Below are 22354 nucleotides of genomic sequence, written 5' to 3'. Positions count from 1 at the left end.
CCACCTTTCAGTATAATCGGGGGCTGATAAAGGACGCTGTTAATGATTGTATCTTTGATTTTTGTCGGACTTGCTACAGGATTTGTTTCTGGCTTTTTTGGAATTGGCGGCGGAACGCTGCTGATCCCCGCACTGCTCTATCTCGGACTTGATATGAGGCAGGCTGTCGGTATCTCTGTTACTCAGATGATGTTCTCATCGATATTTGGTTCATATCTTAATTTTAAAAAAGAGATTTTTGAAGCGGCAAGAGGACTTGCATTGGGTATGGGCGGGTTCTTCGGCGCACTTTGCAGCGGATTTATTGTATCTGTTCTTGATGAAAAAGTGCTTATGATAATGTTTCTGTTTTTTGTTCTGTTTGCACTTTTTAGATTTTACTCTTCCCCGCTTGTTCAAACTGAAGAGAGAGTGGAAGTAGGCAAAATATGGCTATTTTTGATAGGTTTCTTTGTAGGCGCGGTAGCGATATCTGTGGGGATAGGAGGAGCGCTGCTTGTTACGCCTGTACTTGTCGGATTTTTCAGATACGATATAAGAAGAGCAGTTGCAAAAAGTCTTTTTTTTGTAGTGTTTTCATCTGTTGCAGGTTTTTTGAGTCTTTCATATTTTGGGCATATAAACTATTTTTACGGCCTGATAGTAGGTATAAGCTCTTTAGCAGGTGTCTATTTCGGTATAAAGATTGCCCATAAGATTGATGCAAAAAGATTTAAAAAACTGTTGGGGCTTATGTATGCGATTATTTTGCTGCTTATACTTAACAAATTATACGGATTTTGGGAGATAAATGGATAAGATAAAGATTTTTGGCGCAAGAGAGAACAATCTTAAAAACATAGACTTAGAAATTCCAAAAAACAGAGTTGTAGTTTTTACCGGACTCAGCGGAAGCGGAAAAAGTACACTTGCTTTTGAGACGCTTTATGCGGAAGGGCAAAGAAGATATATCGAATCTCTTTCAAGTTATGCCAGACAGTTTCTAGAAAGACTGGAAAAACCGGATGTAGACAAGATAGAAGGGCTTACGCCTGCAATTGCGATTGAACAGAAAACAACCAGTAAAAATCCCCGTTCTACTGTTGGAACAATAACGGAGATATACGATTATCTAAGACTTCTTTTTGCAAGAGTAGGAAAGCAGCACTGTCATCTGTGCGGTAAACCGATTTCCACAATGACTGCAAGCGATATAGTAGAGGAGGTTTTAAAACTCCCTGAAGGCAGCAAGCTGGTTATATTGGCTCCTCTGATCAGAGAAAAAAAAGGTACATTTGCCGATCTTATAGAAAAACTTCGCTCAAAAGGGTATGTAAGAGCTTTGATAGACGGAGTTATGGTAAGGCTGGATGAAGAGGTGGAACTTTCCAAAACAAAAAAACACACTATAAAAGCCGTTGTAGACAGAGTTGTGGTAAAAGAGGAGAACAGAAGCAGGATAGCGCAGGATGTGGAAAAGGCTCTCGGTGAGAGTTATGGGGAAGTGGAAGTTCAGGTAGTAAACCATAAAGAGATGGGGCTTGAGAGAGAATTGATACATTACAGCGAGCATCTAGCATGTTTTGACTGTAAAGTAAGTTTTGAGCCGCTTGAACCTCTGAGTTTTTCATTTAACTCTCCAAAGGGTGCCTGTCCTACATGCGACGGTCTTGGTATCCGATATACGCTCGATATGAACAAGATTATAGATCCGCACCTGCCTATAGAAAAAGGCGCAGTCAGGATAATTTACGGATATAACAGAGGATATTACTTTACATTTTTAAAGGCGTTTTGCGAACAGAGCGGCATTGATATCACAATACCTTTTGAAGAGCTTGAAGAGCATCAGAAAAAAGCCGTTTTGCATGGAACACCGGATGAGATAAAGTTCAGATGGAAAAGTCACCCTATTGTAAGAGTCTGGCCTGGAGTGGTAAAAATTGCATATGATATGTTTAAAGATGAAAAAGAACTCGGTGAATATATGAGTGAAAAGGTGTGTGACAGATGCGGAGGCCACAGGCTCAAGCCCGAAAGTCTTGCGGTAAAAGTTGCGGGAAAAGGAATAGCCGACATTCTGGATATGCCTATAGAAGAGTGTTACGATTTTTTTTCTGAGGAGAAGAGATTTGAGTATCTGACTTCTCAACAGAAAATGATTGCCGCACCGATACTCAAAGAGATAAAAGAGAGGCTTTTTTTTCTTTTTGATGTGGGACTTGGCTATCTGAGTCTGGGCAGAGATGCAAGAACCATAAGCGGAGGCGAAGCACAAAGAATAAGGATTGCAAGTCAGATAGGAAGCGGGCTTACCGGTGTGATGTATGTTTTGGATGAGCCCAGTATCGGTCTTCATGAAAGAGATACTTTGAAACTCATAAGAACGCTTAAAAATCTGCAAAAAAAAGGTAATACCGTTATTGTTGTGGAGCATGACAAAGAGACTATAGAACATGCCGACTTTATCGTAGATATTGGTCCCGGTGCGGGCAGGTTCGGCGGAGAAGTTGTTTTTGCGGGCAAACTTGAAGAGCTTAAAAAAAGCGATACTCTTACCGCACAATATCTCACAGGAAGAAAAAAGATAGAGTATTTTTACAGAAGAGCGCAAGAGGAGTGGATAGAGGTAAAAAACGTAAATATAAACAATATAAAAGATCTTGATGTCAGATTGCCTCTTAGAAACTTTGTAGCGGTTACAGGCGTAAGTGGAAGCGGCAAAAGCTCATTGATACTGCAGACACTTTTGCCTGTTGCAAAAGAGCTGCTGAACCGTGCAAAAAAGGTCAAAAAGGTAGCCGGTGTGGAGATTGAGGGTCTTGATAAGCTAGATAAAGTTATATATCTTGACCAAAGTCCGATAGGAAGAACGCCAAGGAGTAATCCTGCTACATACACCGGAGTTATGGATGAGATTAGAAATATCTTTTCAAAAACAAAAGAGGCCCAAATCAGAGGATACGGTCCCGGAAGATTCAGTTTTAACGTAAAAGGCGGACGATGCGAGAAGTGCAAAGGAGAAGGAGAGATAAAAATAGAGATGCATTTCCTGCCTGACATTATGGTCAAGTGCGATGCCTGCGGGGGTAAAAGGTACAACGCTCAGACATTGGAAATCGAGTATAAAGGGAAAAATATAGCAGATATCCTGGCTATGAGTGTAGACGAAGCTCTTGAGTTCTTTGCAAATATTCCTAAAATAAAAGCCAAACTGAAAACCCTGCAGGATGTAGGTCTGGGATATATAACATTGGGTCAGAATGCCGTGACACTAAGTGGAGGTGAGGCACAGAGGATAAAGCTTTCAAAAGAGCTCAGCAGAAAAGATACGGGAAATACTCTCTATATTCTTGACGAGCCTACAACAGGACTGCATTTTGCGGATGTGGACAGGCTGACAAAAGTTTTGCATCATCTTGTGGAACTTGGCAACACTGTACTGGTGATAGAACACAATATGGATATTATAAAAAATGCCGATTATATTATCGATATGGGACCTGAGGGGGGAATTAGAGGAGGAAAGGTTGTAGCGACAGGTTCTCCTGAAGAAGTTGCAAAAAATTTTGAAAAAACCGGAAGTTATACGGGAGAGTTTCTGGCAAAAGAGATCAATTTGAAATAGCACAATTTAAAATAATATAAGAAAATATCCGGCAAAATAGAGTTAACAATATTTTCAAGGCAGATTATGAATGAGTCTTTGGTCAAAAAAATAAGACAGCTTCCGCCTTTACCGAAAACTATAGAAGAGTTTGAAAGGGCGTATAACGATCCGGATATTAGTCTTGAAGATATTGCAAAGATACTTGAACACGACCCTATGCTCGTAGCCAATATTCTGAAGACGGTAAACTCTCCCTATTACGGCCTTAGAAACGAGATTACAACCGTAAGTCATGCTATCTCCCTTTTGGGGCTTTCACAGATAAAAGGTATTGTACTTCAAAATACAATAAAAAAACTACTCAATATCGATATGGAGCCATACGGTATTACAGCAGAAGAGTTTGCCAATATATCACATCTGCAAAGTAACCTGATGTACAGATGGTATAGAAAAATCGACAGTAGAAAGCTGAATACTCTTGTAATGGCGGCTCTTCTTCAGGAGATGGGGAAAATTCTCATCGCAGACGAAATAATACAAGAAGATATGCTCTATCCGTTTCATTCGGAAATCGAAGCCGGAGCCGACATTACTCTTGTTGAAAAAAGTTTTGTAGGAGTTACAGCAGCCGAAGTTACAGGACAAATGTTTGAATACTGGGGCTTTGATCCGCTTTTTGTAAACTCTATACGATATAGTGATGATTATCTTTCCGCGCCGGAAGATGTTAAGGACTACTCTCTTGCTCTTCATATAGTAAAAACGGCTGCGCCAGTAAACTCTCCTTTATCAGAAGTTAGTATAAACAAAGCTCTTGCATTATCTGAAAAAGAGGGATTAGGCACAGAGTTTTTGGAAGATGCTGCAATGAGCCTTAGAAACAGTTTTTGAGTTTATCAATCAACAAGGCACTCTTTAACTTCATCAAAATTCATCGATTTTCCCCAGCAAAGTTTCTCCTTTTCCATAACTTTGATATCTCTTTTCAAAATATTCAGATAATAGGTGGTTGGAAACATATTAATCATCAATTTCCCCAGAGAGTCGCGGTTTGGCATATTTTCAAATTGAGGAGAGGGGTGCTTTTCAATACATTTTTTTGCATTGTTGCCATTTTCTATACACTCTATCCGATCTTTGTACACTTTTATACTGCTGTTCAATATCTTTATATTCGCCTCTCTGATCTCAGAAAAACTTTGTGCATAAACTGATGAAATGAGAAACAAAAAAATCGATAGATTTTTCATAACCTGCCTTTTTGTATAATTTGAGTAAAATTTTATCAAAATTAGGAGACAGTTTTTATGAAAAGTTTGACAATTATAGACACATTCGGATTTTTTTTCAGAAGTTACTATGCTTTACCGCCTTTAAAAAGCAAAAAAGGTTTTCCAACAGGTCTTTTGACAGGATTTATAAATTTTATATTCAATCTTGCAAAAGAGCACGAAACGGACTATCTGCTGTTTGCTCTTGACAGTGAAGGTCCGAGTTTCAGACAAAAAATTGACCCAAATTACAAAGCGCAGCGTCCCGATGTGCCAGAAGAGCTTTTAAAACAGCTGCCAGTGGCAATATCATGGATTCCCAAAATGGGTTTTAAGGAGTTGAGTCTTGAAAACTATGAAGCCGATGATATCATAGCTTCTATGGTCAGATGTGCAAAAGAAAAAGGAGTAAAGGTACGCATTGTAAGCCATGACAAAGACCTTTATCAACTTATAGATGATGAAAAAGTTGTTCTTTATGACCCTATAAAAAAAGAGGAGATAGATGAAGAGAAGTGCAGGCTTAAATACGGTATTGAGCCTAAATACTTTATTGATTATCAGGCCTTAGTAGGAGATAGTGTGGATAATATTCCTGGTGTCAGGGGAGTAGGGGCCAAAACAGCCGCAAAACTTATAAATGAGTTCGGACATCTGGAAGATATCTATAAAAATATAGAAAAAGTCAAACCCGAACGTGTCAAAAAGCTTCTTATAGAAGGGAAAGAGAATGCCTTTTTGAGCAAAAAACTTGTAACTTTGAAAGATGACCTTTTCAAAGAGTGCAACCTTGAAGAGTTTAAGCTCCCTTCGGTAAATCCTATAGTAAAGATAGCAGATGAACTGATCGACTACGATATGACTTCTATTCTGAGCAGGATTAAAGCGGCTCCTGTTATTGAAAAGCTTGAGAAAGAGGATGAGGTCAAATTTGAAACAGTTATTCTCGACAGCAGTGAAGAGCTGAAAAAAACCATTGATTCAATAAAAGATGATGCGATTGTCGCATTTGATACAGAAACAGACTCTTTAGATACAAAAAGTGCCAAAATGGTGGGTTTCAGTTTTTCATTCGATGGCAAAAAAGGCTACTATGTACCCGTAAATCATAATTATCTCGGAGTATCTAAGCAAATCCCTCTAGAAGAAGCTTTGGATGCCATAAAAAAGATTTTGGAAAAGAGAGTAGTAGGCCACAATCTGAAGTTTGACTTTTCTCTTCTTTACAGAGGATACGGCTTTGAAGAAAAGGTGCCTTATGCTGATACGATGATTCTTGCGTGGCTTGTAAATCCGGAAGCGAGTGTTGGGCTCGATTCACTTGCAAAAAGATATTTTGACCATCTTATGATTGCATTCAAAGATACAGTAAAAAAAGGAGAAAATTTCAGCAGTGTGGATATCCGGGAAGCTGCAAAATATGCTGCCGAAGATGCTGTTTTGACATATAAACTCTATTTCAAACTTTTAGAGGAGTTGAAAAACCAAGGAGCCGAGCATCTTATAGATGAAGCCAAAGATGTGGAGTATCCGTTTATTAATACTCTTGTTTTTATGGAGAGTGCCGGAATAAAGCTTGATATTGATTTTTTTGAAAAACTTTTGAAAAAGACAGAGAGAAAACTAGAATATCTCACAGAAGAGATATACTCATATGCGGGTGAAGTTTTCAATATAAACTCTACAAAACAGCTTGGCAGGATTCTTTTTGAGAAATTGGGATTACCGACCGTAAAAAAGACAAAAACCGGCTACAGCACAAACGAAAGTGTTTTGAATGAGTTAAGAGCCAAACATCCGGTTATAGAAAAGCTTCTCGAATACAGAGAGCTTTTTAAACTCAAAAGCACATATTTAGAACCATTGCTCAAATATGCAAAAAAAGATAAAAAACATAGAATCTACACATCGTTTCTTCAGACAGGAACTGCTACCGGAAGGCTTAGCAGCAAAAATCCTAATCTTCAGAACATTCCTGTCAAAACAGAGGTGGGAAGAGAGATAAGGGATGGCTTTGTCGCAGAAGAGGGCAATCTTTTGATAGGTATTGATTACTCGCAGATAGAACTCAGACTCCTTGCACACTTCAGTCAGGATGAGTCTTTGTGCCGGGCATTTGAAGAGGATAAAGATATCCATCTCGAAACGGCTATAAAACTTTTTGGAGAGGAAGCAAAAGAGAAGAGAAATATAGCAAAAAGCATCAATTTCGGTCTGATATACGGAATGGGAAGCAGAAAACTCGCCCAGACACTAGGAATAGGAACAAAAGAGGCAAAAGAGATTATTGAGAGTTATTTTGCCTCATTCCCTACAGTCAAAAGTTTTTTAAACAGTATAGAAATGTATGCGAAAACACACGGATATGTGGAGACGCTTCTTGGACGCAGAAGATATTTTGATTTTGCACACGCCACCCCGATGCAGATGGCTGCATATTTAAGAGAAGCGACAAATACCGTTTTTCAGGGCAGTGCTGCCGATTTGATAAAGATGTCAATGAACAAGATAAAAAAAGAGATATTATCTGAAAAATTAGATGCAAAAATGCTTCTGCAGATCCATGACGAATTGATTTTTGAAGCAAAAGAGAGCGAAGCAAAAGAGCTGGCAGAAAGATTTGCAGTAATTATGGAAAATATTTATAAACTTAATGTCCCTTTGAGGTGTTCGGTGACTCTTTCAAAAAGATGGGGGAGCCTTAAATAGCCTGTTTTTAGAATATAATGAAAGCCCGTTCATTACGATGCTGCGGGCTTTTGCTTAAAGATATCTATTAACTTTATCAGCAAACAATCATTTTTGTTAAAAAAGTATAAAATCTTTCTCCATACCGTCAGAGAACCTGTTTTGTTATGCAAGGAGCCTTTAGTGTTAAAATCCCTCAAAAATCTTTTTTTCTCCATAAAATCTGCAGTTATAATGATGTTTCTTTTTGCATTTTCCATAGGATTAGCAACGTTTATAGAAAACGATTTCGGGACAGAGACGGCAAAAGCGGAAGTATATAACGCTTTATGGTTTGAGATTCTGATGATTCTGCTTGCGATAAATCTTGTTTACAATATTTACAGATTCAAGCTTTACAGAAAAGATAAATGGCTTATAGGACTGTTTCATGCGGCATTTATAGTAATTTTAATAGGTGCGGCTGTAACAAGATATATAAGTTATGAAGGGATAATGCACATAAGAGAAGGAGAAACCTCAAATACAATAATTTCCGACAGGACTTATATCCAGATAGATATAGAAAAAGAGGGCAGAAGATACCATTACGAATTTCCGATAATACTCTCCAGACTTTCAAAAAACAGTTTTGAAAAGAGTCTCAAAGCCAACTCTGATGAGATAGAGATAAAACTCAAAAAATTTATTCCAAACGCCGTAAGCAGACTGGTAGAGAGCAAAGAGGGAGAACCGTACATATCGCTTGTGGTATCATCGGGGGATTCTCCGGTAAATATCAATCTGAAAAAAGGCGAATATTTTGATGCTGGCAGTGTTATAATCTCTTTTGAATCAAAAACTCAAAGTGACAAACCTGTTATTCTTATTGAAAATAAGAACGGAAAACTTTTCATAAAAACGCCTGTTGATATACAAACAGTATCGATGGGTGATCAAAAAGAGGAGCTGATAAAAGCCGGAGAAAAAAAAGAGTTTGAAAAAAGAAAACTTTATAGAGCCGGTAAAGTCAATTTTGTTCTTCAAAAATATCTGCCACATGCAAAAACGGCTCTTATTTCCGCAAGTGAAAAAAAAGGCAAAAGAAAATTGTCCGATGCTCTTGTTTTTGAAATAAAAGATAAAGAAGAGAAAAAAGAGATAACGGTATTTGGTTCCAAAAGTTCTGTCGGCGTTCCTGTAACTGTAACTATCGGCGGTAAAAAAGTTACTGTGGCATATGGTTCCAAAATTATAAAACTCCCTTTTTCTCTAAGACTTATAGATTTTGAGATAAAAAAATACCCAGGTTCCATGAGTCCCTCTTCCTATGCCAGTGAGGTTATGCTCATAGATGAAGAGAGGGGCATAAGAGAGCCTTTCAGAATATATATGAATCATGTGCTGGACTACAGAGGATATAGATTTTTTCAGTCCTCATATGATATGGATGAAAGAGGCACGGTTCTTTCAGTTAACCATGACCCCGGAACACTTATCACATATATAGGCTATCTTATGCTGGGAATAGGCATGGTATTTCATCTCTTTTTACCGGGCAGCAGATTTATGAAGCTTATCAGACTGACCAAAAAGCTACAGAGCAAACGCTCTCTCATGGCTTCCTTGCTTCTGCCGCTTTTTCTGCTTTTTTCCCAGAATGCAGAGGCCAACGAAACATTAAGTGCGGATGAAATTTTAAAAACTGCAAAAGCGTTTAGCAAAGAGCATGCGGAAAAATTCGGAGAGCTTCTCGTTCAGGATGTAAACGGCAGGATAAAACCGATCGATACTTTGAGCCGTGATGTTATCCATAAGGTGAGCAGAAGAGAGAGTATACTCGGACTGGAGCCCAATCAGATATTTTTGGGAATGGTTGTAAAACCAAGAGTCTGGCAAGAGATAAAGATGATATATGTAAGCCATCCGAAACTCAAAGAGATAATAGGAATGAAACCGGATGAAAAATACGCATCTTTCAATATGTTTTTTGAATACACTAACGGGCCAAAATATATAATAGCCAAGTATGTGCAGCAAGCTGTTCAGAAAAAGCCTTCACAAAGAGACAAGTTTGACAAAGATCTGATCAAGGTGGATGAAAGGGTAAATATCTGCTATATGTCTTATACGGGAGAACTTTTGAAAATTTTTCCGAAACCGAACGACAAAAATCAGAAGTGGTACTCTCCTCTAGAAGCGATAAAGACTTTTCCTCCAAAAGAGGCTGAACTTGTAAGACTGATGATGGCAAGCTATTTTTCAAATATTGATGAGGCGCTTAAAAATGGAGACTGGGATAAAGCAGACAAATCTTTGAACGTTATCAAAGAGTATCAGAAATTTTACGGAGCTTCGATAATTCCTTCCGAAAGCAGGATAAAAGCCGAGCTTCTTTATAATAAACTCGATATTTTTAACAGACTTGTTCCCTATTTTATAATTATAGGTTTTATTTTGCTTGTAATTACTCTGGCAAATCTGATAAACCCCAGAATAAATATAGGCCCAGCTGTAAAAATAGCTTTTGTACTTTTGATGGCTGGTTTCCTCATTCTCACTTTCGGTATGGGTCTTAGATGGTACGTATCGGGGCATGCACCGTGGTCTAACGGATATGAGTCTATGGTATATATTGCATGGGCAACAATACTCGCTGGTTTTTTCTTTGTTAAAAACTCTTCTGTCACGCTTGCGGCAACTTCGCTTTTGGGAGGTCTGATTCTTTTTGTTGCACATCTCAACTGGCTTGATCCTCAGATAACAAACCTTGTGCCTGTACTCAAATCGTACTGGTTGATGATCCATGTATCGGTTATTACGGCAAGTTACGGTTTTTTGGGACTCAGTGCACTGCTTGCGTTTATTGTTCTTCTTCTTTATATTTTTATGACAGAGAAAAACAGGGAATCTTTAATACTTACTATTAAAGAGCTTTCATATACAAATGAGATGAGCCTGATTTTAGGACTTATTCTTGTTACTTTGGGAAACTTTTTAGGCGGAGTATGGGCAAACGAGTCCTGGGGAAGATACTGGGGATGGGACCCGAAAGAGACATGGGCTCTTGTTGTTATTCTTACATATGCTGGCGTAGAGCATTTAAGACTGATTCCCAGATTAAACGGGATATTTCTATATAATGTGGCTTCACTACTGGCATTTTCAACCGTTATAATGACATATTTCGGTGTAAATTTCTATCTTTCCGGACTTCATTCATATGCATCAGGAGATCCGGTACCGGTACCTACATGGGTCTATTTCGCTGTTGCGACAGTCTTTTTTATTGTAATGGCAGCATATTATAAGAAGCAGAAACTTGGAATTGATATGAGGATGTAGAAAGAGAGCAGAAGCGCTCTCTTTTCATTGCAGCAGATACTACTTTTTAAACCACCCTTTTATTTTCTCGAAAACATTTTCAAAGACACTTTCGTGAGGTTTGCTCTCTATACCGAAACTCTCCTGTAGTTTCAAAAGAAGCTCTTTTTGCTCTTCTGTCAGTTTTTTTGGATATACTATTTTTATCTGAACTATCAAGTTTCCTTTATGTCCGGACCTGACATTTCTTACACCTTCACCCTTGAATACAAACTGTTCTTTATCTTTTACTCCCGCGGGAAGTTTCAGCTCTTTTTCTCCTCTTGGGGTCGGAATTTTTATTGTTTCGCCCAAAATCGCCTGGGTAAAAAATACAGGAACTTCAAGATATATATCGTCGTTGTATCTTACAAAATGTTCATCCTCTTTAACATAGAAAGTTATATAAAGATCTCCCCTTTGGCCGTTTATTCCTATATTGCCTTTGTGTGAAACTCTTATTTTGTCACCGTTATCGATGCCTTCCGGGATATTTATAGTGATTTTTTCTCTTTTTCTCTCAAATCCAAGGCCTTTGCATTCGGGGCATTTTTCTTTTATTATGCGCCCTGAGCCATTACATCTGGGACAGGTTTGGGAAAATGTCATAAATCCCTGTCTGTAGTATATCTGTCCGTTTCCGCCACATTCGGGGCAGACTTGAAGCTCTCTATCTTTGGCTCCCGTTCCGCCACATGCTGAGCATGGAATTTTGTATTCGTAGTCTATCTCTTTTTGTGTGCCGAAAATCGCTTCTTCAAAAGATATCTCCATCTCGTATGAAAGATCAAGAGGATACTTCTGGTCGTCTCTTTTTCTGTTTCCAAAACCAAATCCTCCGAAACTTCCTCCGAAAACAGATTCAAAAAATTCCATTATATCTTCGTAACTGCTGTGGCTAAATCCCTCAAATCCTTGATTTTCAAGTCCTGATTTGCCGTATCTATCGTAAATGGCTCTTTTGTTTTCGTCGCTTAAAACCTGATATGCTTCGTTTATAAGTTTGAATTTCTCTTCTGCCTCTTTGTTTCCCTGATTTCTGTCAGGATGGTATTTTAATGCAAGTTTTCTGTATGCCTTTTTTATCTCGTCAAAAGTCGCCCCTCTTTCAACTTCCAAAATTTCATAATAGTCTAGATCAACCAATTTCAGTATCCTTTAAGTGGAGTTTAAGCTTCAGCGATTTTACCATAAAATATTTTATACATAGTTAAAGTTTTTTTAATAAAAGTAAACCGATTGTAGCTATATCTTTTTTACATAGTTTCATAATTCTCATAAACAGGTTATTTTGATATAATTTCACATAGAAAAAAGGAGAGAGAGTTGAAAAAAGGGCTTAAAAAGTTTAATGAACTTGTAGAAGCATTGGAATCTCTTCCTACAATCGGTAAAAAATCGGCAATGAGGCTTGCATATCATTTGGTTATGGAAAATAATATGACTGCCATGAAAATTGTCCATGCCATAGAAAATGCCGTGAGCTCGATACAAAAGTGTTCGAAGTGTGGCGGAATAAGCGAAGATGAAATATGCTATATATGCGCCGATGAACACAGAGACAGCTCTCTTTTGTGTATCGTTGAAAGTGCAAAAGATATTAATATCATAGAGGAGAGCGGTGAGTATTTTGGACGCTATTTTGTGCTTGATTCGATTGAGGAAGACGATATAGAAAGGCTGAAAGATATCGTATCCGAAGGAGTTGAAGAGATTATTTTTGCATTGACGCCCTCGATTGCCAATGAGACTGTAATTTTATATGTGGAAGACAAACTGAAAGATTTTGATCTGGTATTTACGAAAATCGCTCAGGGGGTTCCGACCGGTGTAAGTCTTGAAAATGTAGATATGCTTTCTATTTCAAAAGCGCTTCACGACAGGATAAGAATATAACTTTACAGAGTAATCTCTTTTCACAGAGTTTGCATAAAAATTTCTTTCTTTAAAAAAAAGTAAAAAAAGAGTATAATTTCACAATTTTTTAGAAGAGGTATAAAATGAGCTGGAGACCAGATAGCTGGAGAAAATTTCACGCAAAGCAGCAACCTGAGTATAAAGACTTAGAAAAGCTTGCGGCTGTTGAAAAAGAATTAAAAAGATATCCGCCGCTGATATTTGCTGGAGAAGCCAGAAATCTGAAAGAAAAACTGGCTTCCGTGTCCGAAGGAAAAGCTTTTCTTCTTCAAGGCGGTGATTGTGCGGAAAGTTTTGCGGCTTTTAATGCAGACAATATACGAGATTTGTTCAAAGCGATACTGCAGATGGCAGTTGTTTTGACTTTTTCAAGTGGAAGACCTGTTGTAAAAGTAGGAAGAGTAGCAGGTCAATTTGCCAAGCCAAGATCAAGCGATTATGAAGAGATAAACGGTGTCAAGCTTCCCAGTTATAGAGGCGATATTATAAATGATATTGCTTTTACTCCGGAAGCAAGAGAACCAGATCCGGAGAGAATGATAAAAGCGTATAACATTTCCGCTGCAACGCTGAATCTGCTCAGAGCTTTTGCAAGGGGCGGACTTGCCGATCTTCACAGAGTACACAGCTGGAACCTTGATTTTGTGAAAGATAAAGCTTTGGGTGCGAAATATGAAGAGCTCGCCGATAAAATATCCGAAGCTCTGAGATTTATGGAAGCTATAGGAATAAATTCCAGAAATACGCCACAGCTGAGAGAAACAGTACTGTATACATCACACGAAGCGCTTCTTTTGAACTACGAAGAAGCCCTTACAAGACGCGACAGTATAACAGGAGACTGGTACGACTGCTCTGCGCATTTTCTCTGGATAGGAGACAGGACAAGAGAGCTCGACGGAGCGCACGTGGAGTTTTTCAGCGGCATTAAAAATCCTATTGGCGTAAAAGTCGGACCTAGCATGAAAGAAGATGAGCTTATAGCGTTGATAGACAAACTCAATCCTGAAAATGAAGCCGGAAGGTTGACTCTCATAGTCAGAATGGGAGCTGATAAAATAAGCGATATTTTCCCTCCGCTGCTTAGACGTGTAAAAGCCGAAGGTAAAAAAGTTTTGTGGAGTATCGATCCTATGCACGGAAATACCTATAAGACTCAAGGTGGGCTCAAAACAAGAGATTTTGAAAAGATTTTAAGTGAAGTAAAACAGTTTTTCCAGATTCATAAGAGCGAAGGAACATATGCCGGCGGTATTCATCTTGAGATGACCGGCCAGGATGTTACAGAATGTACTGGAAGCGTGAGCAGTTCAATCACTCCTGAGAGCCTCTCTCACAGATACCATACCCAGTGTGACCCTAGACTCAATGCAGATCAGGCTCTTGAGCTATCGTTTATGGCTGCGGAAACACTCAAAGAGATAAGAAAACAGTAATCTTTTAAAGAACCCTGTGAAGAGAGATTTCACAGGGTCTTAAAGTTCAAAACTCTCTCTCATAAATTTCTCTATCGTTTTGATATCGTATCGGTGATTTGTAAAGTAGTCAAATGCCAAAACTCCCTGATAAAGAAGCATATCTTTGCCATCTTTTGTTTCAAGTCCTAAACTTTCGGCAAGTTTCAAAAAAGGTGTTTTTTTGCCGTATATTGCATCTACAGCATATTTGGCGTTTTCAAAAACTTTTTTCAGTATGTTTTCGGGAGCCGGAAAAGAGTCGTCTTTAAGCCCTGCGCTGGTAGTGTTTACAATCAGTTTATAACTATCCGGTTCGAAGTTTTCCCAGGTATAAACTTTCCACCCTCTTTTTTCAAAATAGTCAAGTCTTCCCGCGCTTCTGTTCAATACGGCAAAATCTATACCTTCTTTGGCAAAAGCGGCTGATATCGCTTTGGCAGTACCTCCGGCACCCAAAATCAGTGCAGATTTGAAGTCAAACACTTCTACCGCCTTCATAAAACCGGGTGCGTCCGTATTGTATCCTATGATCTTTTTGTCTTCATATATAAGAGTATTTACAGCACCTATCTCTTTTGCAATACCCCTTATTTCATCAGCCTGCAAAAAAGCCTCTTCTTTATGAGGTACAGTGATATTCGCACCGCTTAGACGCAGATTCAAAAAGGTCTCTTTAACATTGGCACTTTCAAGCAGAACTCTTGTATAACAGTGTCTGATACCAAGTTTTTCAAAAGTGTAATTATGCATCAAAGGCGATCTTGAGTGATCAACCGGATTGCCGAAAATTGCGAAAAGTTTCATTGCTGTGCCTTTTGACAAAAATCAGATCTCTTTTTCACTCTCTTGAGAAAGGAGTCTGATTGTATTCATCAGAGCACCAAGTTTGTTTTTTACTTCCAGATATTCAAGTTCAGGTTTGCTGTCGGCAACAACTCCCGCACCTGCCTGGAAAATTATCTCCTCATCTTTTATCATTGCCGTTCTTATGGTGATGGCACTGTCCATATCTCCGTCAAAACCAAAATATCCGATGCTGCCGCTGTAGAAGCCGCGTTTGAGCCCTTCGAATTCTGCTATCAGCTCCATTGCTCTGATTTTCGGTGCTCCTGTCATGGTCCCTGCGGTAAATGTGGCGGCAAAAAGATCAAACATATCATATTTTGGATCCAGCTCCGCTTCTACATCACTTACCATATGCATAACATGTGAATATTTTTCAACTCTCATCAAAGATGTAACTTCTACGGTGCCTTTTTTTGCTACTCTTCCCACATCATTTCTGCCAAGATCGACAAGCATTATATGCTCTGCTCTCTCTTTGGGATCGTTTAGCATTTCAAGTTCCAGTTCTCTGTCTCTTTTTATATTTTTCCCTCTTTTTCTTGTACCGGCAATCGGCCTTAGAAGTATTCTTCCGTCTGTTAGCCTTACCATAACTTCTGGTGAGCTTCCTGCAATCGCAAATTTTTCATATTCAAGCAAAAACAGATAAGGAGAAGGGTTTAGCGACCTTAATGTTCTGTAGAAACTGAATTTGTCAACAACGGCTTTTTGTTTTAGGCGGTTTGACATTACTATCTGGAAAACATCCCCGCTTTTTATCATCTCTTTGGACTTTTCGACCATTTCGAAAAATCTCTCTTTTGAAAAGGAAAATTTGGCCTCACCAAGTATTTTTGCCTTTTTCATCCGGATGTGTCTGTAAGATGAAGTAAGCTCTTTTGTAATGGAGTCAAATTTTTTTTGAATCTCTTCATCAGATGTTATAAGTGTAAGCATCGAGTTTTTGTGTGAATAAGCCACTGTCATTTTGGGACGAATCAGGTCGATATCGGGAGTATGAAGCTCATCTTTGAGGTTTTTCATATATTTTTTGAGCACAGGTTCGAACTCTTTTACCATATCGTAGCCGATAAATCCAATAAAGCCGTCTACAAAGCCTACATTGAGATCTCTTTTTTTCTCTTTATAATATGAAAAATCGATTTTTTTATAATACCTTTTCAAAAAGTCAAAAGGGTTTTGATCAATTTCTTTGACTTCGCCTTTTTCATTCTTATAAAAACTCTTTTCATCAATATGCCAGATTCTCTCTTTTTCTCCTACAGCGATATAGCTATAGTTTCCTTCAGTAGTATAAACAGCACTTTCAAACAGAAAAGTAACGTCTTCAGGGAAAAAACCTTTTATTTTCTGATATATTGCTATAGGTGTAAATTCATCAAGTAAAAAAGATTTGGTATATATCATTATCTGCCTTTGACAATGAAAGCATCTTTGTTTATTTTTCTTTTTATTTTCATGAGAGCCTCTCTTGCTTCTGCTTTTGATACATATGGCCCAATTAGGACTTTTTTTATTTCATGTGAATCTTTTATCACCGTTTTTATCACATATTCAAAACCGTTCTGTTTTATCTTCGACAGATACTCTTTGCTTGGAGGATTTTTAAAAAATGCCCCCACTTGTATATAGTATCCGCTTTTAATTAGAGTTTCCGTCTTCTCTTTTTTTGCAACAAGTGTCTGTTTTTTGGGTTCTTCTTTTTTTATTTCAGGTTTTTTCTCTTCTTTTTGAACGGTTTTTGGAGTTTCGGCAGGTACCTCTTCAGCTTTCTTCTCCTCTTTTATCTCCTCAACTATTTTTTCGAACTCTTCATCACTTTTGGGCTCTTCTTTTATGATTGGTACCTGTTCAAAAGCGGCGCCGGATTCGGACTCTGCCTGGAACTCCTGAGTTTCGCTCAGAAGATCGCTTATCTGGTCATCTTTTTCGCCGCCTGTTTTTACAATTGCTATGACAACGATAAGTAAAATCAGCAGAGCTGCCGCGATAAGTGCAATTTTTTTAATATCTCTTTTGTTATCACCGTTTTTATCTAAAATTATATCGTCGAGTTCATTTTTCGCCTCTTCGTTATCCAAAAAATCTTTATTATCCATTATATGTCCTTTCTAACAGTAAATAAACGGCAGTAATGATTATACCAAAAGAGAGCTTGAAAATATTTACTTTTCTCGGGCAACTCTGAAAAGATAAAAAGAGCGCTTTGCGCTCTTTTTAATCAGTATGTAGGTTGAGTATATATAACAAAGTTTCTTGCAAGAGAGGTGAGTTCTTCTTTTATCTTTTTCTGAAGGTCTTTATTGTTTATGTCATCAAGAACATCTGCAATTCTGGTGGCGATAAGTTCGAACTCTTTTTCTTTCATTCCTCTGGAAGTAAGAGCCGGAGAGCCGATTCTGATCCCGCTTGTAACAAACGGGCTTCTAGTTTCTCCGGGAACAGTATTTTTATTTACTGTGATACCGGCGTTTCCAAGAGCTTCATCTGCATCTTTTCCGCTGAAATTTTTATCAAGGAAAGATACAAGCACAAGATGGTTGTCAGTCCCTCCGCTTACTATATTGTAACCTCTGTTTTTTAGTACATCTGCCAAAACGGATGCATTTTTTTTGACCTGTTTTGCGTACTCTTTCCATTCGGGCTGAAGATTTTCACCGAAACCGACGGCTTTTGCCGCTATAACGTGAACAAGTGGGCCGCCCTGTATACCGGGAAAAATTGCACTGTTTACTTTTTTTGCTATCTCTTCATCGTTTGTCATGATAAGACCGCCTCTTGGACCCCTTAAAGTCTTATGTGTGGTTGTGGTTACAACATCGCAGTAAGGAAATGGGCTAGGATGTTCGCCGGCGGCAACGAGACCTGCTATATGGGCGATATCTGCAAAAAGAATGGCTCCCACCTCATCGGCTATTTCTCTAAATTTTTTAAAATCTATCTCTCTTGGATAAGCACTTGCTCCGCATATAATCATTTTTGGTTTTACTATATTGGCAATATCTCTTACTCTGTCATAATCTATCCAGCCTTCCTGATTTACACCGTAAAAGAAACTCTGATAGATTTTTCCCGATGCATTGACTTTTGCTCCGTGAGTAAGATGCCCTCCATGACTCAGGTCCATTCCCAAAATTTTATCGTATGGCTTTAAAAGGGCATTATATACGCCCTGATTTGCCTGGCTTCCGGAGTGGGGCTGAACATTTACAAATTCGCAGCCAAAAAGCTTTTTTGCCCTTTCTATGGCAAGAGTCTCCACTGCATCTGCATATTCGCATCCGCCATAATACCTTTTTCCAGGGTATCCTTCTGCATATTTGTTTGTAAATATACTGCCCATCGCTTCCATAACGGCAGGGCTTGTGAAGTTTTCACTCGCTATCATTTCAAGATGGTCTGTCTGTCTCTCTAACTCTTTTTCCAAAATTTCATAAACTGCAGGGTCAGCCTGTTTTAAAATGCTCATTCTTCATCCTTTTTTTCTTTTTCCTCATGTCTTAATGGTTTCATTGCAGGGAAGAGTATAACGTCTCTGATGGAGTGCTGATTTGTCAGCAACATAACAAGTCTGTCTATTCCTATGCCTTCACCGGCAGTCGGCGGCATTCCGTATCCAAGAGCTTTTACATAATCCTCATCCATGTGCATAGCTTCATCATCGGTATCTTTTGCAGCGGCTTGTTCTTTGAATCTCTCATACTGATCAAGAGGGTCGTTAAGTTCGTTAAATCCGTTTGCGATCTCTTTACCCGCAATGAATAGTTCGAATCTTTCTGCAATATTCGGATCTTCGTCACTTCTTCTTGCAAGAGGACTTATTTCGATAGGGAAATGTGTGACAAAGGTTGGATTTATAAGTTTTTCTTCCACAAAATTATCAAAAAGCTCTGCCTGAAGTGCACCAAGACCCAGATTTTCGTCCACTTCTATTTCTTTTTCTTTTAAAAAATCTATAATTTTCTCTCTGTTTTCGACGATTTCCGGATCGATTCCGCCTATCTCGACGATTGCGTCTTTGTATTTTACTCTTTTGAAAGGTGTATGGAAATCTATCTCATATTCGTCGTAAGGAAGAATTTTCGGCAAACCAAGTTTCTCAAATAGATAGTCGAAAAGCTCTTCTGTAAGTTTCATCAAATCTTCATATGTATGGTATGCCCAGTAAAATTCTATCATTGTAAATTCTGGATTGTGTGTATGGTCCATACCTTCGTTTCTGAAATTTCTGTTTATTTCGAATACAGCTTCAAATCCTCCAACCACGAGTCTTTTCAGGTAAAGTTCGGGAGCAATTCTTAGATATCTGTCAATTCCTAGAGCATTATGGTGCGTTACGAATGGTCTGGCGTTTGCACCACCCGGAATTGGATGCATCATAGGTGTTTCGACCTCTAAAAATCCTTTTTTCTCAAAAAACTCTCTTATTAAGCTGACGATTTTGCTTCTCATTTTGAATACTTTTCTAACGTCAGGATTCATAATCATATCAAGATATCTCTGTCTGTATCTAAGCTCTATATCCTGCAGTCCATGGTATTTTTCAGGCAGAGGAACTATCGCTTTTGTAACAAGTTCAAGTTTTTCCGTATGTAGAGTCAGTTCACCTGTTTTCGTAACAAATGGATATCCGGTTGCGGCTATAATATCTCCTACTTCAATGAGTTTTTTTACCTTTTTGAACCAATCCTCTCCAAGAGAATCTTTGCTAAAATATATCTGTACGATTCCTGTATCGTCTTCTATTTTTGCAAATGCTGCTTTTCCCATAAGTCTTAAAAATTTTATTCTACCGGTAAGTGTTACTTTTTTGCTATAGTCTTTTTTTTCTTCCAGATCTTTTACATATGCAAATTTTTCAAGAAACTCACTGTTTGTTATCTCTTTTTTGTATCCGGTTCCGTAGGGATTTATACCGGCCTTTTTTAATTCTTCGGCTTTTTGAATTCTAAGCTGTTCGTACTGATTGTCGAATATCAACTTTTATCCTTTATTCTAATGTAGTATTGTTTTCAATTGTTTCATTCGTTTCGTTTTTGTCAAGAGGAAGTATTGACAAATTGGAATCGATTTTCTCTTTTGCTTTTTGTGCTATCTCATCCGGATTTAGTTTTATTATGTAGCTTCCGGTTTTAACCAGAACGGGATATAAAAGTGAGTCTGAAACGAATTTTTCTATAGCTTTTCTGGCAGCTTCAACATTTGAAACCGCATATACTATAACGGAAAATATCAGAAATATTTTTCCAAATCCGAAAACGGCTCCCAAAATTTTGTCAATAGCCCCCAGTCCGCTGGCAACTCCCATCTTTGCAAAAAGTTTCCCCAACATCAGCATCAAAACCCAGAAGAGTACAAGGGTAAGCAAAAAGCCCACAAGAGAGAGTGCGGCCGGATTTTTTATATGAAAAATATTGCTGCTTATAAATTCCCCTACTATTTTTGCATAATGAGAGCCAAGATATATACCGCCTATTATTCCTATAAGACCGAAAAACTCTTTTATAAATCCGTCTATAAGCCCTTTTATGCCCAAAAGTAAAATCAAAGCGCCGACTGCAATATCAAAATAGTTGATTCCATCCATAGTGTGTCCTGATTAATAATTTGAAAGCGAATTATACTATTTTTTTTATAAAAGTTGTGTGATTATTTTGCTATAAGTTAGAAAAAACAGGGCTTCCCCCTGTTTTTATAGAGACTGGATAAGAGATTTCAGCTCTTCTGGTCGGTTTGAGTATCTTATCGCATCCTCTTTTGTTATCAGATGGCTTTTAAGAAGCTTTACCAATAGTTGTGTCTGTGTCTGCATACCCGTTTGCTGCTGATTGAGCTGCATTTGTGAATAGACCTGATGGACTTTGTTTTCTCTGATAAGGTTTGCGATAGCAGGATTGTTTATAAGTATTTCAAAAGTAGCCACTCTTCCTCCGCCTATTTTTGGGATAAGAGCCTGAGATATAACCGCAACGAGACTTGTTGAAAGCTGAGCCCTTGTTTGGGGCTGTTCGTCACCAGAGAATACGTCAATTATTCTGTTTATTGTCTGTGCGGCGGAGTTTGTATGGAGCGTTCCCATTACAAGGTGCCCTGTTTCTGCTGCGGTGAGTGCTGCCGAAATCGTCTCCTTGTCCCTCATCTCACCTATTAGAATTACATCCGGGTCTTCTCTCAGAGCGTATTTTAGTGCTCTGGCGTAGCTTTTCGTATCATTGCCTATCTCTCTGTGGGAAAAAAGTGATTTGTCGTTTTCATGAACGAATTCTACAGGATCTTCAATAGTGAGTATATGTTTTCTCTCTTTTTTGTTTATTTCGTTGAGCATTGCGGCAAGAGTGGTAGACTTACCGCTCCCGGTGGGGCCTGTTACAAGGATCAGTCCTTTTTCTCTCTGGACTATTCTGGAAAATATAGGCGGTGCCGAGATATCTTCCAATGTAGGTATTTTAATGGGAATTATTCTGAAAGCTGCGGCTATTTCACCCAGTGTGTTGTAATAGTTTGCTCTGAATCTGCCCACCCCCGGAACCATAAGAGCAAAATCGAGTTCTCCTTCTTCTTCAAATATCTTTTTCTGCTTCTCTGTAATAATGGAGTAGCACATCTGCTCTATTGTCTGTCCGTCCAGTTTCGGTAGATTCAAGGGAACCAGTTTACCGTCTATTCTTATCTGCGGTTCGCTTCTGCTTACAAGATGAAGGTCAGAGGCTTTGTAGGCGACAACACTTTTTAACAGCTTTTTTATATCCAGTTCGCTCATAAAATTTCCTTTTGGGGCAAAGAGGTATTATTCGATTATTTTCGGGACAATAAAAAAGTCCTCGCTGCTCTCGGGTGCATTACTCAGTATAGCTTCGGGTATCTCTTCTTGGGATATAGGTTCATCTTTTCTGAACGGCGAGCCCCCTTCAAGAGTTGTGAATGAAGCATCCAGCCCTGATATATCGAGCTCATTCAGATTTTCAACAAAAGAGAGAAATTTGTTTAGTTCTTCAAGTATCTCCTCTTTTTTCTCTTCTTCTATACTGAGGTGTGCAAGTTTTTCGAGTCTTTCTAGTAAAGAGTTGTCTATTTTCATAATTTTCCTTTTATTTCGATACTTTGACAATATAGATGAATAATTTTAGCAAAAAAAAATTTAATTGCACCCAAAAAAGTATTTTGGGGGTATACCCCCTTTTTAAAGGTGACCTTATATGCATTTTATCTTTGATTTGATATTATACTAGCTTAAAATATTG

The 22354-nt window shown here is 38.3% G+C and carries 17 protein-coding genes; 7 read left to right on the top strand and 10 right to left on the bottom strand.

Going from position 1 to position 22354, the window contains the following annotated elements:
* Nucleotides 1–42 precede the first annotated feature (42 nt).
* From EPR_RS06340 to EPR_RS06330, 3 genes are all read left to right on the top strand, one after another.
* Entirely contained in the window at nt 43–798 is a 756-nt protein-coding gene (locus tag EPR_RS06340; RefSeq protein ID WP_200762409.1) for a sulfite exporter TauE/SafE family protein, read from the top strand.
* Entirely contained in the window at nt 791–3607 is a 2817-nt protein-coding gene (gene uvrA, locus EPR_RS06335; protein ID WP_200762408.1) for an excinuclease ABC subunit UvrA, read from the top strand. Before EPR_RS06340 ends, uvrA begins: the two co-directional genes overlap by 8 nt.
* Nucleotides 3608–3673: 66 nt before the next feature.
* A complete protein-coding gene (locus EPR_RS06330) occupies nt 3674–4483 on the top strand; it encodes an HDOD domain-containing protein (protein WP_200762407.1) in 810 nt (269 codons plus the stop codon).
* A gap of 5 nt (nt 4484–4488) precedes the next feature.
* Here EPR_RS06330 and EPR_RS06325 read toward each other — a convergent pair whose 3' ends face one another.
* Nucleotides 4489–4842, bottom strand: a complete 354-nt coding sequence (locus tag EPR_RS06325) for a hypothetical protein (RefSeq protein ID WP_200762406.1) — start codon at nt 4840–4842, stop codon at nt 4489–4491.
* Between the two features lie 57 nt (nt 4843–4899).
* Between EPR_RS06325 and polA the strand changes: the two genes are divergently transcribed.
* On the top strand, nt 4900–7572 hold the full coding sequence (gene polA / locus EPR_RS06320; RefSeq protein ID WP_200762405.1) for a DNA polymerase I: 2673 nt from the start codon (nt 4900–4902) through the stop codon (nt 7570–7572).
* 162 nt (nt 7573–7734) lie between these two features.
* Nucleotides 7735–10875: a cytochrome c biogenesis protein gene (locus EPR_RS06315; protein WP_200762404.1), complete on the top strand. Its 3141-nt coding sequence runs from the start codon at nt 7735–7737 to the stop codon at nt 10873–10875.
* 39 nt (nt 10876–10914) lie between these two features.
* Here the strand turns inward: EPR_RS06315 and dnaJ are convergent, their stop codons facing one another.
* Nucleotides 10915–12039, bottom strand: a complete 1125-nt coding sequence (gene dnaJ / locus EPR_RS06310; RefSeq protein ID WP_200762403.1) for a molecular chaperone DnaJ — start codon at nt 12037–12039, stop codon at nt 10915–10917.
* 180 nt (nt 12040–12219) lie between these two features.
* On the opposite strand from dnaJ, the gene recR reads away from it, so the two are divergent.
* Complete coding sequence (recR, locus tag EPR_RS06305) at nt 12220–12789, top strand: recombination mediator RecR (protein ID WP_200762402.1); 570 nt, start codon at nt 12220–12222, stop codon at nt 12787–12789.
* A 104-nt stretch (nt 12790–12893) separates the two neighbouring features.
* Nucleotides 12894–14246, top strand: coding sequence for a class II 3-deoxy-7-phosphoheptulonate synthase (locus EPR_RS06300; RefSeq protein WP_200762401.1), 1353 nt, complete (start codon nt 12894–12896; stop codon nt 14244–14246).
* 39 nt (nt 14247–14285) lie between these two features.
* Here the strand turns inward: EPR_RS06300 and EPR_RS06295 are convergent, their stop codons facing one another.
* From EPR_RS06295 to gatC, 8 genes are all read right to left on the bottom strand, one after another.
* Nucleotides 14286–15071 (bottom strand): shikimate dehydrogenase, encoded by a 786-nt coding sequence (locus tag EPR_RS06295; protein WP_200762400.1) that lies wholly within the window; start codon nt 15069–15071, stop codon nt 14286–14288.
* Between the two features lie 21 nt (nt 15072–15092).
* On the bottom strand, nt 15093–16520 hold the full coding sequence (locus EPR_RS06290) for an anthranilate synthase component I family protein (protein ID WP_200762399.1): 1428 nt from the start codon (nt 16518–16520) through the stop codon (nt 15093–15095).
* On the bottom strand, nt 16520–17212 hold the full coding sequence (locus EPR_RS06285; RefSeq protein WP_200762398.1) for an SPOR domain-containing protein: 693 nt from the start codon (nt 17210–17212) through the stop codon (nt 16520–16522). The genes EPR_RS06290 and EPR_RS06285 overlap by 1 nt, the downstream gene beginning before the upstream one ends.
* Nucleotides 17213–17334: 122 nt before the next feature.
* A complete protein-coding gene (locus EPR_RS06280) occupies nt 17335–18582 on the bottom strand; it encodes a serine hydroxymethyltransferase (RefSeq protein ID WP_200762397.1) in 1248 nt (415 codons plus the stop codon).
* A complete protein-coding gene (lysS, locus tag EPR_RS06275; RefSeq protein ID WP_200764188.1) occupies nt 18579–20090 on the bottom strand; it encodes a lysine--tRNA ligase in 1512 nt (503 codons plus the stop codon). Before lysS ends, EPR_RS06280 begins: the two co-directional genes overlap by 4 nt.
* 13 nt (nt 20091–20103) lie before the next feature.
* Entirely contained in the window at nt 20104–20700 is a 597-nt protein-coding gene (locus EPR_RS06270) for a CvpA family protein (protein WP_200762396.1), read from the bottom strand.
* A gap of 105 nt (nt 20701–20805) precedes the next feature.
* A complete protein-coding gene (locus EPR_RS06265; RefSeq protein ID WP_234697095.1) occupies nt 20806–21873 on the bottom strand; it encodes a type IV pilus twitching motility protein PilT in 1068 nt (355 codons plus the stop codon).
* A gap of 27 nt (nt 21874–21900) precedes the next feature.
* A complete protein-coding gene (gatC, locus tag EPR_RS06260) occupies nt 21901–22191 on the bottom strand; it encodes an Asp-tRNA(Asn)/Glu-tRNA(Gln) amidotransferase subunit GatC (RefSeq protein WP_200762395.1) in 291 nt (96 codons plus the stop codon).
* Between the last annotated feature and the right edge of the window lie 163 nt (nt 22192–22354).

The organism is Nitrosophilus alvini (assembly GCF_015100395.1).
Taxonomy (GTDB): Bacteria; Campylobacterota; Campylobacteria; order Campylobacterales; family Nitratiruptoraceae; genus Nitrosophilus; species Nitrosophilus alvini.
This window is presented reverse-complemented; position numbering and strand designations above follow the sequence as displayed.